General features: G+C 70.0%; 16 protein-coding genes. 9 read left to right on the top strand and 7 right to left on the bottom strand.

What is annotated here, in order from left to right; genetic code table 11:
• Nucleotides 1–75 precede the first annotated feature (75 nt).
• The 3 genes from IBL25_RS00940 to IBL25_RS00930 are packed head-to-tail and all read left to right on the top strand — an operon-like array spanning nucleotide 76 to nucleotide 2,744.
• Nucleotides 76–1,653: a L,D-transpeptidase family protein gene (locus tag IBL25_RS00940; protein WP_367615521.1), complete on the top strand. Its 1,578-nt coding sequence runs from the start codon at nucleotides 76–78 to the stop codon at nucleotides 1,651–1,653.
• Nucleotides 1,653–2,234 carry a YcbK family protein gene (locus tag IBL25_RS00935; RefSeq protein WP_187776665.1) on the top strand — a complete coding sequence of 194 codons (582 nt, stop codon included), beginning with the start codon at nucleotides 1,653–1,655 and terminating at the stop codon, nucleotides 2,232–2,234. Before IBL25_RS00940 ends, IBL25_RS00935 begins: the two co-directional genes overlap by 1 nt.
• Nucleotides 2,235–2,291: 57 nt before the next feature.
• The gene (locus IBL25_RS00930; protein WP_187776664.1) at nucleotides 2,292–2,744 is read left to right on the top strand and encodes a MarR family winged helix-turn-helix transcriptional regulator; all 453 of its coding nucleotides are present in this window, start codon (nucleotides 2,292–2,294) and stop codon (nucleotides 2,742–2,744) included.
• A gap of 40 nt (nucleotides 2,745–2,784) precedes the next feature.
• On the opposite strand, the gene sugE is transcribed toward IBL25_RS00930, so the two are convergent.
• Together sugE and IBL25_RS00920 are read right to left on the bottom strand one after the other, a co-directional pair.
• Nucleotides 2,785–3,102 carry a quaternary ammonium compound efflux SMR transporter SugE gene (gene sugE, locus IBL25_RS00925; RefSeq protein WP_456315842.1) on the bottom strand — a complete coding sequence of 106 codons (318 nt, stop codon included), beginning with the start codon at nucleotides 3,100–3,102 and terminating at the stop codon, nucleotides 2,785–2,787.
• A 121-nt stretch (nucleotides 3,103–3,223) separates the two neighbouring features.
• Nucleotides 3,224–4,648: an amidase gene (locus IBL25_RS00920; RefSeq protein WP_187776663.1), complete on the bottom strand. Its 1,425-nt coding sequence runs from the start codon at nucleotides 4,646–4,648 to the stop codon at nucleotides 3,224–3,226.
• Between the two features lie 132 nt (nucleotides 4,649–4,780).
• On the opposite strand from IBL25_RS00920, the gene IBL25_RS00915 reads away from it, so the two are divergent.
• Nucleotides 4,781–5,689 (top strand): polysaccharide deacetylase family protein, encoded by a 909-nt coding sequence (locus tag IBL25_RS00915; RefSeq protein ID WP_187776662.1) that lies wholly within the window; start codon nucleotides 4,781–4,783, stop codon nucleotides 5,687–5,689.
• Nucleotides 5,690–5,737: 48 nt separating this feature from the next.
• Here IBL25_RS00915 and IBL25_RS00910 read toward each other — a convergent pair whose 3' ends face one another.
• Together IBL25_RS00910 and denD are read right to left on the bottom strand one after the other, a co-directional pair.
• The gene (locus tag IBL25_RS00910; RefSeq protein ID WP_187776661.1) at nucleotides 5,738–6,307 is read right to left on the bottom strand and encodes a fasciclin domain-containing protein; all 570 of its coding nucleotides are present in this window, start codon (nucleotides 6,305–6,307) and stop codon (nucleotides 5,738–5,740) included.
• Nucleotides 6,308–6,521: 214 nt separating this feature from the next.
• Nucleotides 6,522–7,508, bottom strand: coding sequence for a D-erythronate dehydrogenase (gene denD / locus IBL25_RS00905; RefSeq protein WP_187776660.1), 987 nt, complete (start codon nucleotides 7,506–7,508; stop codon nucleotides 6,522–6,524).
• Between the two features lie 83 nt (nucleotides 7,509–7,591).
• On the opposite strand from denD, the gene IBL25_RS00900 reads away from it, so the two are divergent.
• Nucleotides 7,592–8,530, top strand: a complete 939-nt coding sequence (locus IBL25_RS00900) for a pyridoxal-phosphate dependent enzyme (RefSeq protein WP_367615520.1) — start codon at nucleotides 7,592–7,594, stop codon at nucleotides 8,528–8,530.
• Here the strand turns inward: IBL25_RS00900 and IBL25_RS00895 are convergent.
• Nucleotides 8,507–8,677 (bottom strand): hypothetical protein, encoded by a 171-nt coding sequence (locus tag IBL25_RS00895; RefSeq protein ID WP_187776658.1) that lies wholly within the window; start codon nucleotides 8,675–8,677, stop codon nucleotides 8,507–8,509. The two genes, IBL25_RS00900 and IBL25_RS00895, sit on opposite strands and share 24 nt — an antisense overlap.
• Here IBL25_RS00895 and IBL25_RS00890 point away from each other — a divergent pair.
• The gene (locus IBL25_RS00890) at nucleotides 8,676–9,656 is read left to right on the top strand and encodes a Bug family tripartite tricarboxylate transporter substrate binding protein (RefSeq protein WP_187776657.1); all 981 of its coding nucleotides are present in this window, start codon (nucleotides 8,676–8,678) and stop codon (nucleotides 9,654–9,656) included. The genes IBL25_RS00895 and IBL25_RS00890 overlap by 2 nt on opposite strands.
• Here IBL25_RS00890 and IBL25_RS00885 read toward each other — a convergent pair.
• Nucleotides 9,643–10,935: an ABC transporter substrate-binding protein gene (locus IBL25_RS00885; RefSeq protein ID WP_187776656.1), complete on the bottom strand. Its 1,293-nt coding sequence runs from the start codon at nucleotides 10,933–10,935 to the stop codon at nucleotides 9,643–9,645. The genes IBL25_RS00890 and IBL25_RS00885 overlap by 14 nt on opposite strands.
• Nucleotides 10,936–11,109: 174 nt before the next feature.
• Between IBL25_RS00885 and IBL25_RS00880 the strand changes: the two genes are divergently transcribed.
• Genes IBL25_RS00880 through IBL25_RS00870 form a run of 3 tightly spaced genes read left to right on the top strand, consistent with a single transcriptional unit; the run spans nucleotide 11,110 to nucleotide 12,936 of the window.
• The gene (locus IBL25_RS00880) at nucleotides 11,110–11,286 is read left to right on the top strand and encodes a hypothetical protein (protein ID WP_187776655.1); all 177 of its coding nucleotides are present in this window, start codon (nucleotides 11,110–11,112) and stop codon (nucleotides 11,284–11,286) included.
• Nucleotides 11,283–12,158 (top strand): DMT family transporter, encoded by an 876-nt coding sequence (locus IBL25_RS00875; protein ID WP_187776654.1) that lies wholly within the window; start codon nucleotides 11,283–11,285, stop codon nucleotides 12,156–12,158. Before IBL25_RS00880 ends, IBL25_RS00875 begins: the two co-directional genes overlap by 4 nt.
• Before the next feature lie 4 nt (nucleotides 12,159–12,162).
• Entirely contained in the window at nucleotides 12,163–12,936 is a 774-nt protein-coding gene (locus tag IBL25_RS00870) for an alpha/beta fold hydrolase (protein WP_187776653.1), read from the top strand.
• Here the strand turns inward: IBL25_RS00870 and IBL25_RS00865 are convergent.
• Nucleotides 12,933–13,607 carry a DNA-3-methyladenine glycosylase family protein gene (locus IBL25_RS00865; protein ID WP_187776652.1) on the bottom strand — a complete coding sequence of 225 codons (675 nt, stop codon included), beginning with the start codon at nucleotides 13,605–13,607 and terminating at the stop codon, nucleotides 12,933–12,935. The two genes, IBL25_RS00870 and IBL25_RS00865, sit on opposite strands and share 4 nt — an antisense overlap.
• Nucleotides 13,608–13,631: the final 24 nt, after the last annotated feature.

Raw genomic sequence — 13,631 nt, 5'->3', positions numbered from 1 at the left:
AACGCCTGGAAAGCCGCGCTTTTTTGCGCGGCAGCAGGAGCGGTCCTGGCGCTCTCGGGACTGGAATGCCGGGCCGTGGGGCTGTATGCAGCCAGCATGCGCCGCCGCCATGCCTGCCTGCTGTTCCTGGCCTCTGCCTTGCCGATGCGGGCGCTGGCGGCCGGACCTGCCCTGCAACCCGCCCAGCCCAGCTGGGATGCCTTGCTGCGCCTCTCCGCGCGGCTCAGGGCACTGGATGCCGATGGGCTGAACCCCGGCCATTATAACATTCCACCGGACGCCCGCGCGGCTTCCGACCCGCAGGGCTATACCACCGCGCTCTACGCCTCCGCTTATGCCGCGCTGGGCGATCTCCTGCAGGGCCGCGTGCGCAGCCTGCCAGACCGCCCCGACATCCGCCGCGAAGCGGTGGCCATGGTGGCGTGGCAGGCAAGGCTTTACGGCCATGCAGAACCCTCGGAGGTGATCGAGGAGGCGGCGCTGCTGCCACCGGGCATGGAGGCCTTGAGGCTGGCCTTGCAGGTGGCGCGCGCGCAGGTCGCGGCCGGCGGCTGGCCCAGCGTGCCCACGACTGGCGGCACCATCGAGCCGGCTTCCACCGACCCTGAGCGCGTGCCCGCGTTGCGCGCCCGCATCGCCGCTGAGGATGCCGCCCTGGCCGCCACGGTGCCTGTGGACCCGGCGCTGTATGACGAGACGCTGCTGGAGGCGGTGCGGCGCTGGCAGGCGGCCAATGGCCTGGAGCCGGATGGCCGCGTCGGCCCCGCCACGCTGGTGCTGATGAACCGCTCCGCTCAGGCGCGCGTGAACCAGATCCGCGTCGCCATGGACATGCGCCGCGCCGCGCCGCGCGCCCAGCCGGGCCGGCGGATCGAGGTGAATATCCCCGATTACCGGCTGAAGCTGCTGAATGGCACCCGCATGCTGCTGGACATGGCGGTGATCGTCGGCAAGCCGAACCGGGCCACGCCGATGCTCTCGGTGACCATGACCACCGTGCAGTTCAACCCACCCTGGGGCGTGCCCGAGCGCAATGCGCGGGAAGACCTGCTGCCGAAGTTCCGCCGCGACCCGCGCGCGATGATCGAGAAGGGCTTCCGCATCTACCAGTTCATCGGCGGGGAGCGGGTGGAAGTGGACCCGCTGACGGTGGACTGGGCCAGCATCGACCCTAAGCGCATTCCGTATTTCTTCCGGCAGGACGCGGGGGATTCGAACGCCCTGGGCCGTATCAAGTTCATCATGCCCAACAGCGATGACATCTACCTGCACGACACGCCGGACCGGCATCTCTTCAGCCGGCCGGGCCGCGCCTTCTCCTCCGGTTGCATCCGCCTGGACAAGCCGATGGAGCTGCTGGACCTGGTGCTGGAAGGCACCACCGGCTGGGACCGCGCCAAGGCGGACACGGTGCTCGAATCGAAGCAGACCACGGCTGTTGGCCTGCGCCGCCCCCTGCCGGTGCGGCTTTTCTACCAGACCGTGACGGTGGAGCAGGCGGGTGTGCGCATCCGCCCCGATATCTATGGGCTGGATGCCGCTTACGCCCGCGCGCTTGACCAGCGCGGCGCCGCGGCTCCGGCTGTTGCGGCCGCCGCGCCGCGCCAACAGACCGAGAAGGCGGCCAGCGCGGCCGCAGTGGTGGCACGCTGATGCTGGATCTCTTTACCCGTCCCGGACCCTGCCCTTGCTGCGAGCCGGCCGCCCTCAGCCGGCGGGAGGTTTTCGCCGGGCTCGGCGCCCTGGCCTGCACCGCGTTGCTGCCCGGCAGTGCAAAGGCCGTGGCCCTGCCGCCCGTGCGCCGCCTGCGCGTGACGCGCGTGCCGACCGATGACAGTTTCGACGGCGTCTACTTCCGGAATGGCAAGTACGACCGGGAGGCGCTGCACAAACTGGACTGGGTCTTCCGTGACCTTTCGGCCGCCGAGGTGACGCCGATGGACCCCCGGCTGTTCGACGTGCTGAGCGCCGTGGCCGAACGGTTGGATTCCGAGGAATTCTTTCAGATCTCCAGCGGCTACCGTACGCCGGAACACAATGCCTCCAATGCCCGCCGGTCACGGGTGGTCTCCACCGTCAGCCTGCACATGTCCGGCATGGCGGCCGACTTCCGCCTGCCGGGGCGGGACGGGCGCGGCGTGGCCCGCACGGCGGCGCAGATGCAGATGGGCGGCGTCGGTTATTACCGCGAGGGCTTCGTTCATCTGGATTGCGGTCCGCCACGCCGCTGGTAAGCCAGGACTTGGCAGTCGTTCTTGTGTTGCAACAGGTAGAATAGCTATCTGTTCTGAATGGCTGACGATTTGAAGCGAACAGGCTTCGGCCTGCGCCTGATGCAGCTTGCGCGCCATTGGCGGCAAGCCGTCGATGCCGGTATCCGCCGTGATGCTTTTCCCGATGCCGGCTGGCGCCCGCTGGTCTACCTCCATCGTGCCTCGGAGCCCCTGCGCCAGAAGGATCTCGCGGCGCTGATCGGAATCGAGGGCCCGAGTCTCGTGCGGCTGCTCGATTCGCTGGTCGCTGCCGGGCTGGTGGTGCGGGCGCAGGACCCGGAGGACAGGCGCGCCCGCCGGCTGGCGCTGACACCCGCCGGCCTGGCCACCGCCGCCCGCATTGAGGTCCGGCTCGCGGAAGTGGAGGCGGAACTGCTGCGGCAGGTGGACAGTTCCGCCCTCAGGATGGCCATGGAGGCGATGGGGCAGATCGAACTGGCGCTGCAGCGCCGGAAGCCGCCGGCCGGCTAAAGCTTCGCCACGGCCTGCGCTGAAACGCCGGAAGGCGAGCTCAGCTGCTCAGCTTCAGCCCGGCGATGCCCGCCACGATCAGGCCGATGCAAAGGACGCGCGCGGGCGTCACGGCTTCCCCGAACATCATGATGCCCAGGATGGCGGCGCCCACGGTGCCGATGCCGGTCCAGACGGCATAGGCGGTGCCAAGGGGCAGGAAGCGCATGGAATAGGCCAGCAGCACGAAGCTGCCGGCCATGGTCGCCAGGGTGAAGAGGCTGGGCCAGAGGCGGGTGAAACCCTCGCTCTGCTTCAGGCCGGTGGCCCAGGCCACCTCCAGCAGGCCGGCGAGCAACAGGACGATCCAGGGCAGCATCGGCAACATCTCCGATCGGCGCCAGGTCGTCCCGGCGAGGGATGCGCGTTGCGCCGAGGGTCGTCCCTCCAGCGCCGGAGATGGGGCGGCGAACCGCCCCATTCAAGCGTGCGGGCTGCCCCTAGTGGTGGTGATGGGCGCAGGCATGGGCTTCCTCCGCCTTCGCAGCCGGCAGGGCCACGGCCCGCTCGATGGCGCGGGCAGCGCGGAAGCAAAGGTCGTCCCGCAACTGCGCGGCGGCCAGCTGCACGCCGCGCGGCATGCCGCTTTCGTCCAGGCCCACAGGCACGGTGATGGCCGGCTGGCGTGTCAGGTTGAAGGCAAAGGTCCAGGGCGCCCAATCGCGCCACAGCGCCTCCGTCGGCTTCAGCGTCGGCGCATCGGCGGCGAAGGCGCCGGTCGGCGTGGTGGGGCAGAGCACCAGGTCGTACTTCTGGTGGAAGCGCGCCATGGCATGCGCGGCCTCGGTGCGCATCGCCTCGGCGCCCAGGAAGTCGATGGCGGACATGCCGCCCTCGCGCTCGGCCACTTCCTCCAGGCCCTTGTCCAGCAGGGCGCGCTTTTCCGGCGACATGGTTGTCACGAGACGCGCCAGCGCCACGCCCCAGACGCGGCCAAAGACATGCCGGGTATCGGGCAGCTCCGGGTCGGCATATTCGACAATGGCGCCCTGCTCGGCCAGCAGGCGGCCGGCCAGTTCCACCGCGGCCTGGCCTTCATCGTCGATGGGCACCGCGAAGCCCAGGCGGCGCACGATGGCCACCCGCAGCCCGGCCACGCCATCCTCGATGCCCTCGCGCCAGTCCCGCACCTCATCCGGCAGGCAATAAGGGTCACGCAGGTCAGCCTGGGCCATGGCGGAGAACATCAGCGCCGAATCCCGCACGCTGCGCGTCATCGGTCCGGCGCAGGAGACCTGGCCAAAGGCGCTGTGCGGCCATTGCGGGATGCGGCCATAGGTCGGCTTGAGCCCCACCAGCCCGCAATAGGCAGCGGGGATGCGGATGGAGCCGCCGGCATCCGTGCCGATATGCATGGGCCCGAAATTCGCCGCGCCAGCCGCGCCAGCGCCACAGGAGGAGCCGCCAACCGTCCGCTCCGGGTTCCAGGCATTGCGGCTGATGCCGTTCAGCGGGTTGTCGCCCGGGGTCTTCCAGCCGAATTCGGTGGTGGTGGTCTTGCCGAGGATCACGGCGCCGGCCGCCTTCAGGCCGACTACGGCAGGGGCATCCTCGGTGGCGGGGGTGCTGTCGGTGGTCTTGCTGCCGCGCCGGGTGGGCATGCCGTGGACGTTCAGCAGGTCCTTCACCGTAACGGGCACGCCATCCAACGGGCCCATGGGGCGGCCGGCGGACCAACGGGCCTCGCTGGCACCGGCTTCGGCCAGGGCGCGCGGGTTCAGCATGGCGAAGGCATTGACCCAGGGATTATAGCGCGCAACCCGCTCCAGGATCGCCTGAAGGGCCTCGACCGGGGAAAGACGGCGGCGGGCGTAGAGGGCGAGGAGTTGCTCGGCCGACATCAGGGCCGGATCGGTATCGGACATCAACAGGTTCCGCGAAGGCTTCAGGTGGGCTCCAGCATGGGGCCGCCGGGGCCGCGAGGAAAGAGCGGCAGCCCTTGGCCGCGCCTGGCGGCCGGGCGCAGACTGCGTCGCCTTCACCAGCGGAGTCAGGCCATGGCCGATCATGACCCACAGCCCTCCCATCCTTGGGAATGGAGCGAGGAGCGATGGCGCGGCATCGTCGGGCGCGCGCGGGGCGGGCGCAGCCTGGCGCCGCGATCCTGGCCCGATGGCGCGGAGTGCTGCGTCGCGCTGTCCTTCGACGCGGACCATGAGACCATCCCGCTGCGCGACTCGGATGAAAGCCCGATGCGCATCAGCCAGGGCCAGTATGGCGCGCGCCAGGGCGTGCCCCGCATCCGCCGGCTGCTGGCGCGGCACGGCGTCCCCGCCACCTTCTTCTACCCCGCCGTCTCTGCCCTGCTGCATCCGGAGGAGGTGCGCGGCGTGGCGGATGAGGGCCATGAGATCGGCATCCATTCCTGGATCCACGAGGCCAATACGACCCTGCCGCCGGGCGTGGAGCGCGACCTGACCTTCCGCGCCGCCGATACGCTGGAGAAGGTCACGGGCCGCCGCCCGGTGGGTATCCGCACCGCCAGTTGGGATTTTTCCACCGACACGATGGAGATCATCCGCGAACTGGGGCTGCTCTATGACAGCAGCCTGATGGCCGATGACGATCCCTACGAGATCGAAGTGGCCGGCCAACCCACCGGCATCGTGGAACTGCCGCCGGAATGGATCCGCGACGATGCCGTCTACTTCAACATGCTCCGCTTCTCGGGCCTGCGGCCCTATACGCCGCCCTCAGCCGTGGAGGAGATTTTCAAGGCGGAGTTCGATGGCGCCCTGGCGGAAGGCGGCGTCTTCCTGCTGACCATGCATCCGCATGTCATCGGCCACCGCAGCCGCATCACGCTGCTGGAGCGGCTGGTGGAACACATCAAGGCATCGGGGAAGGTCTGGTTCGCCACCCATGCTCAGCTGGCGGGGTGGTGCAAGGAACAGGCGGGGCTCTGAGCCGCCTGGATGCGGGCGGGGCCGAAACCCCGCCCGCGAATGGCTCCGTCAGGAAGCCAGGGCGCCGTCCATGACGTGGATAACGCCGTTGCTGGCCAGGATATCGGGCTTCACGAAGCCGATTTGCGGGCCGCTGGTGGTGCTGCGGCCATTGGCCAGCACCGCGCGCTGCACCTTGGCGGACGGTGCCGGGGCGCCGGTCACCTTCAGCTGCTGGCCGGCCGTCCAGGTGTTGATCAGGCCATTGCGCACGGCGATGCTTTCCAGCCGCAACTGGCCGGTGGCGATCATCCCGCCCACGGCCGCGCGCAGCGCCGCCTGGTCGGCGGAGCTGTCGGTGAAGATCGCGCGCTGCGCGGCCGGCAGAGCCTCGATCGCCGCGTCCGTGGGGACGAAGACGGTGGCCGGGCCATTGGCGATCGTGATCCGCTCCACCAGGCCGGAACGCTTCAGCGCCGCGGTGAAGATCTTGGTGTCGGGGCGGGCGGAGAGCAGCGTCATCAGATCGATGGTGCCGTCTTCCGGAAGCGGCTTGTTCGGCGCCACGATGGATTGGCAGCCGGCGAGCAGCAAGGGCAGCATGCCGCCCGCCAGCATGATGGTGCGTCGGGAAATCAAGTTGCTGGTCCTCTCCTCGGTGCCTGCAGGCTTCGGCGGCACGCTTGATAGACGGGTCTAGTCCACGCGCTGGCAAAGGCAGTCGCGGCCCGCCCGCGCCATAGCGTGAAACCGCGAGGCAAGCCAGATGCCTCTTCGGTTTGGCGGCACGAAGTTGACCGATGCCGCCAAGTTCGTGCCGCAAGTGGTTGGCAGAGCGGTAGAAGATGGCGCCTCAGGCCATCTCCCTCTCGGCCTTCGTGGCTTGCAGGTCATCGGCCAGGAAGGCGTCCAGGATGGCCCGTGCGTCATCCTGCCGGGTGAAGCCCAGGGCCCGCGCCCGGGTGGCCGCGAAGCTGGCGGGCCAGCCGGAGACAATGGCCTCGATCGCGGCATCGGGCTGGAAGGAGACGAGGTTCCGCGCCTCCTGCCCGCCTGTGGCTTCCAGCGCCGCCAGCAGCTCTGCCACCGTCACCGAGAGGCCGGGTGGGTTAATGCCCCGGTCCAGCCCCAGGGCGGCGGTGTCCATGGTGGCGGCATGAAGGAACCATTCCACCGCGCGGCGGGGCGAGCAGACCCAGATGGCGAAGTCCGGCCCCACCGGGCAGGTGGTCGGCAGGCCCAGCAGTGGCTCCCGCACAATGGCGGAGACGAAGGAGGAAGCCGCCTTGTTGGGGCGCCCGGGGCGAACGATGACGGTGGGCAGGCGCAGGCTGACGGCATCGATCATGCCGCGCCGGCTGGCATCCTGCAGCAGCAGCTCGCCCATCGCCTTCTGCGCGCCATAGGAATTGGCGGGCAGCTGCCGGCCGTCATCCGGCACCACCGCGCCCTGGCCGCCGCCGAAGCTGGCGACGGAGGAAGTGAAGACCAGCCGCGGCGCCTTCTCCAGCTGCCGGCAGGCTTCCAGCACCGCCAGCGTGCCGTGCAGGTTGACGCGCAGGCCCAGGTCGAAATCCGCCTCCGCCGCCGCGCTGACCACGGCGGCGAGATGGAAGACGACCTCGGTATCGGCCGGGATGGCTTCCGCCACGGTGGCTGGGTTTGTCAGGTCGCCTGGAATGCGGCGGATGGGAAAGCCGGCAGCGGGTGCCGGCGGCACGTTGAGGTCGAACAGCGTCAGCCCGGTGATGGCGCGGCCGCCCAGCTCGCCCGCCTGGGCCAGCCGGGCCGCCAGCTTGCGGCCCAGGAATCCCCCCGCGCCGAGAATGGTGATCTTCATCGTTTCCTCGCTGATGCTTCTCTGCTGCCGCCAGATTGCCGCGCGGCCGTGGTCCGGCCAAGCTGGCAGGCATGATTGCGCCCGTGCCCTTCCGTCTTTTCATGAATCCGCGCCACGGGGTGCCCGGGGTCGTTGTTCTTCCCGAATCCGGCTTCCGGCGAGCCAGCGCGGAAATTCGCGGCTGGCCTGGCCGCCTGCCCAGACCGCCGGTGGCGCTGCCGGAGCTGGCGCAGGCCGCCGGGCTGGCCTCGCTGCATCTGGGGCAGGTGGCAAGCCCGGGCTATGCCTATGCGCTCTCGCGCCTGCTGCGGGCCGAACTGGCCCGGCGGAACATGCCGGCCGGCGCCCCGGGCGCGGTTACCTTCGCCTGTGCCCAAGGCCGGGGGGACGACCTCGCGGCGATCGCCAGCGCGGCCCGGCGGCTTGGCGTCCGCTGCATGGCCTTCGTGGAGGATGGGGCCGTGCCAGGGAATGATGCCCAGGTGCTGCGCGGGGGATACGAGGAGGCGATGCGGCACGCGGGCCAGCAAGGCTGGCTCTTTGTCTCCGCCTGGGCCGCGGCGGGCTACACCGAGGTGCCGCGCGACATCATGCAGGGCGACCGTGTGGCGGTCTCGGAAGCGCTGGCGGCGTTGCCGGTGGCGCCGACGCATGTGGTCGTGCCCGGGGGGCAGGGCGGGCTCGCGGCGGCCACCGCGACGCAGCTCCGGGCTCTTGGAGGCGCCACGCCGCGCCTCGTGGTGGCCGAGCCCGCGGGAGCCAGCCCGCTCATGGGAGAGGCCGAGGGACGCCCGGCGCAGGCGCCGCCGGGGTTGCTCGCGTGGCAGGAGCTGGAGCGCTCGGCCTTCGCTTTCCTGGAGGCACCGGATGCCCTGGGCGGAGTGCTGGCCGCGGCGGCGGAAGCTTCCTCCCGCGTGGCACTGGGGCTGGATGCGACCTCGCGCCTGCTGGTCCTGGGCCAGGATGCGGACCCTGCGGAGGGCTCGGCCGGGCAGGGGTCACAGCAAGGCGGCTTGGCCTGATTCCGCCGTCGCGGCGGGCTTTTCGCCATCCTTGCCAAAGGTTTGGAGCAGGCACCCGCGCGCGTTGACGCATTCCTGATTGAGGTTCATAGGGATGGCAAATTTTCCATATTTCTTCCGGCCCCGTGCAGGAGATTGACCTTCCATGAATCGCCGCGACCTCCTTGCCCTCGGCGCCGCTGCCACGCTCCCGGGGCTGCTTCCCGCTTCTGCCCGTGCGCAGGCCACCTGGCCCAGCCAGCCCATCCGCCTCGTGGTGCCCTTCGCGGCCGGTGGCCCGACCGATGTGCCGGCGCGCCTGATCGCCGATGAGCTGTCCAAGCTGCTGCCGCAGCGCGTGATCGTGGAAAACCGCACCGGCGCCGGCGTCGTCGTGGGCTCCGATGCCGTGGCCAAGGCGAAGGACGGGCATACCGCGCTCTACACCACCATCGCCCATGCGGCGCTGCGCGAGATCTTCGCCAACCTGCCCTTCGACCCCATCAAGGATTTCCAGCCGGTCGCCCTGACCGGCACGATCCCGATGCTGCTGATGGTCAACAAGGACCTGCCGGTGAACTCGCTGCCGGAGCTGGTCGAGCTGTTCAAGAAGAACCCCGGCAAGTACGACTATGCCAGCACCGGCAATGGCGCCGCGCTGCACCTGGCCAGCGAGCTGTTCCTGAAGCAGGCCGGCGACCTGAAGGTGAACCACGTGCCCTACCGCGGCTCGGCAGCCGCCATGCCGGACCTGCTGAACGGCACCGTAGTGATGATGCTGGACGTGGCCAACAGCGCGCTGCCCTTCGTGCAGCGTGGCGAGGTGAAGGGCCTGGCTATCTCCTCCAGCCAGCGGCTGGCGCAGTTGCCGGAGATCCCCACCTTCCAGGAAGCCGGCGTGGCGGGCTACGAGGCCTATACCTGGCACATGGTGATGATGCCGGCCGGCACGCCGGAGGCCATCGTCAACCAGTTCAATGCGGCGCTGAACAAGGTGATGGCCATGGACAGCGTGAAGGCGCGCCTGTCCGACCTGACCATGCAGACTGTCAGCGACAGCACGCCCGCCAGCACGGCCAAGTTCCTCAACGACGAAATCGCTAAGTGGACCCCGATCATCCGCGCCGCTGGCATCAAGGCGAGCTGATCGGCGCCATCCGGTCCCGCGGCTGCTCCAGCGCGGCGGGACCCAGGATGGCGACCTGCCGCAAGGCCATCCCCTGGCCTTGCCATTGAGACAGGACGGGACGGGCCAGCCGGTTCTGCCCCTCCTCATCCATCGCCATTGGCCAGCCGGGGCTCAGGTCCCCGGCCGGCATGGCGAGGACGGCGGCCCGGATGCGCTCCCGCTCCGGGGAGCCGGCGCGGTGCAGGGCTTCCAGAAAGAAGGCGGCCGCCATGGCGTGGCCGAGGCTGTGCCCCGAGGACGGCGCGTGGCCGTATCTGGCCGCGTAGCGCTCCGCCAGCCGCCGCGCCGGTTCGGCCAGGGCGCCGCCGCTGGCATAGGGGGCCGGGCCCACGGCCATGGTGCCCACGAATCCCGGGCCGATGCTCCGCGCTGCCTCCTGCGAATGATAGCCGGCGCCGCAGCCGACCAGCATGCGGGGCATCCAGCCCGCATCCGCCATGGTGGCGAAAAGCGCGGCCGCTTCCGCCTCCTGGCCGCTATGGAGCAGGACATCCGGCGAGGATTCCCGCAACCGCCCCAGCAGGGCGGCGAAATCGGGCGGCGGTGGCGGGTTGCCAGGCTGCCCCGGCAGCACGGCGGCCGGGTAGGTCAGGCGCACCGCGAGGCGCGGACCGATGCCCTGGCGCAGCAGCGACTCCTGCACCAATCCGACGGCCTGGCCGAAGGCGCCGTTCTCATGCAGCACGGCGACGCGCAGCCCCTCTGGCCGGGTGTTCCAAAGTTCCGGCAGAAGATCGGCGCAGGCACGCAGGGAGAGGGCGGCATATTGGCTGGCCAGCGGGGCAGCGCGGAACAGCAAACGAAAGCCACGTGCCGTCACCGCATCCGCCACGGCGCCCAGTTCAAAAAAGGGCACTCCCTGCAGCTCGGCGGCTCTTGAGGCGGGGAGGGAAAGAACGGAGGCGCCGGTACCGAAGACCGCCGCCACCCGCTCCACGCTCATCAGCACTCGCGTCGCGGCCGCGGCTTGCGCCGGATGCTCGGCGGCGGCGCGGACCAGCCGAATCGGCCGGCCGAAGACGCCGCCGGCGGCATTCCGCGCCTCCACCGCCAGTTCGAGTCCACGGAAGCTTTCCTCCCCCAGCCGCGCCAGCGGGCCAGTGGCCGGAAAGATGGCGCCGATCCGCAGCTCCGCCGTTGAACCGGGTGGCTTCTGCGCCCATGCCGCCGCGGAGAGGGTGGCGGTGAAGAGGCTGCCCAGCCCCTTCAGTGTTGCGCGGCGGCCAGCCTGGGCCATGAACGAACTCCTCGCTGCCGGCATCGTCACCCAGGGCATGGTCATGGGGCAACAGACCGTGCGATAGGGAGAAGCTCACAGGCTCGTGCACGGCTTGACGGATTGCATCCGGACGCCAACCCTCGCAGCGCCGTGAGGGGGAGAGATCGGGCGATGGCAAGGCTGCCGGGCAGCATGACCTATTTCGTGCCTGGCGCGGGCGGCGCGCCGGATACTCAGCAGCGCGATGGCCTTTCTCTGCCACCCGCCGGCCGGGCTGTCCTTTCCCTCGCCATGGTTTGGGATACGGCGGAAAGCCACGACTTTACCGGTGGAAACCCGCTTCGTCTTGCGGATTGCGCCGGCAGATGATCCGCCTGGCCGATATCCGGATGCTGCTCGTCGCCGTGACGCTGTTCGGCGGCGCCTGGCCCATCACGAAATCCGCACTGGCGGATGCCACGCCGCTCTGGTTCGCCGTTTCCCGTACTCTGCTGGGGGCGCTGGTGGCGGGCATCGTGCTGGCAGCCCAGGGGAAGCTGCGGCTGCCGCGGCGGCGGGACCTGCCGGCGGTGATCGGCGTCGGCCTGCTGCAACTCGGCTGCTATTTCGCGCTGACGCATCTGGCGGTGGCACTGGTGCCGGCCGGCCGCACGGCGGTGCTCGCCAATGTCACCATCTACTGGCTGGTGCCGCTTTCGGTGTTCGTGCTGGGGGAGAAAGTTTCCGGCACCCGCTGGCTGGCTGCCATGCTGGGGCTGGCGGGGGTCCTGGCGCTGGCCGGCCCCTGGGCTGCCGGGGCGGGCGGGGCCAGCACCCTCAGCGGCCACCTGATGCTGCTGGGCGCTTCCTTTCTCTGGTCCTGCGCCATCATCATCACGCGGCGCTTCCCGGCCGAACGCTCCATGCTGGAGAACCTGCCCTGGTGCTTCCTGATGGGCGGCGTGGTGCTGGTGCCCATGGCGCTGATCCGGGAGCCGCTGGGGCAGGGGACTTATGGCATCGGCCCGGGCGCATTGTGGCAGATGCTGGTGATCGGCTGTCTCGTGGCGCCACTGGGCACCTGGGCGGTGATCGAGGCAGGGCGGCGGCTGCCGGGCGCCGTCTCCTCCGTGGGCTTTCTCTTGGCGCCCGCCATTGGCGTGGTGGTCTCCACCCTCTGGCTGGGTGAGCCGTTGGGCTGGGACGTGATCATTGGCGGTGCGCTGATCGGCGCCAGCGTGGTCGTCGCTACGCGAGGATAGGCAGATGCGTCTGAACCTGATCGAGATGGGTCCGGAGGCGGGCGAGCCGCTGGTGCTGCTGCACGGGCTTTTCGGGCAGGCCGGCAACTTCGGCGCGGCTCAAAGGGCGCTGGCGGCATCCGGGCGGCGCGTGGTGGCGATGGATCTGCGCAACCATGGCGTTTCCCCCCATGCCACCAGCATGAGCTATGCCGAAATGGCGGCGGACGTGGCGGAAACGCTGGACGCCATCGGCGCCACCCCGGCCGATGTGCTGGGCCATTCCATGGGCGGCAAGGTGGCCATGATGCTGGCCCTGACGCGCCAGGACCTCGTTGCCCGGCTGGTGGTGGCGGATATCGCCCCGGTCGCCTATCCGCCCGCCTTCCGCCCCTATGCCGAGGCCATGCTGGCCCTCGATCTCCGCCCTGGACTGACGAGGCGGGAGGCCGATGCGGCATTGGCGGGCGCCGTGCCCTCGGCAGGGGTACGCGGCTTCCTGTTGCAGAACCTCCAGCTGGGTGGGGAGCGGCCCTTCTGGCGCAATGGCCTGGCCGAGATCGCCGCTGCCCTGTCCGAAATCGAATCCGCGCCTCCTCTGCCCGCCGGCGCACGCTTCGAGGGCCCGACCCTGGCCCTGGCCGGCGAGAAGTCAGACTACATCCAGGACGAGCACCGCCCGCTCTTCCGTGCCCTGTTTCCCGCCGTGCGCTTCGGCAAGGTGAAGGGCGCCGGGCACTGGCTGCACGCCGAGCAGCCGGAAGGCTTCCTGGCCGCGCTGCGTGCCTTTCTTGGCTAAAGGGCCGTGGGGGCCTTGAAGCGCCCTTCCTTGGCCAAGTCGGCGGCGCGCCAGAGATACCAGGCCGCGGCCGAGCGATAGGGCGCCCAGGCAGCGCCGATCTTCGCCAGTTCCTTCGGCCTCGGTTGCGCGTCCAGCCCGGCGGCATGGCGGTAGCCTTCCCGCACGCCGAAATCATCGACCGGCAGGATATCCGGCCGGCCCAGGGTAAAGATCAGCAGCATCTCCACCGTCCAGCGGCCGACGCCACGCAGCGCCACCAGCCTTTCGATCAGCGCCTCGTCCGAGAGCCGCGCGGCGGCGCGGCGGGTCGGCACCAGACCGCCCACCGTCTTGTGGGCAATATCCAGGATGGCGGCCACCTTGGCGCCGGAAAAGCCACAGCCGCGCAGCGCGCCATCCTCCAGCGAGAGGATGGCGGTGGCACTGGGGAAATCCTGCTCGGGAAAGAGGGCAATCAGCCGCCGCAGCATCGCCTCGGCCGCCCGCCCATGCACCTGCTGGTGGGCGATGGCGCGCACCAGGGCCTCATAGGGTTCCCGCTTCTCCGGCTTGAGGGTGAAGGCCCCGACCCGCTTGACCACCGGCCCCAGGATGGGGTCCGCTGCCAGATGCGCCCGGGCGGCGCGGCCGCCGAGGCCTTTGGGCGCGGGCGGAGGCGAAGCGAGCATCAGCAGCGAATCCTTCGGAACAAC

This window comes from Pseudoroseomonas ludipueritiae (genome assembly GCF_014490445.1).
GTDB lineage: Bacteria > Pseudomonadota > Alphaproteobacteria > Acetobacterales > Acetobacteraceae > Pseudoroseomonas > Pseudoroseomonas ludipueritiae.
This window is presented reverse-complemented; position numbering and strand designations above follow the sequence as displayed.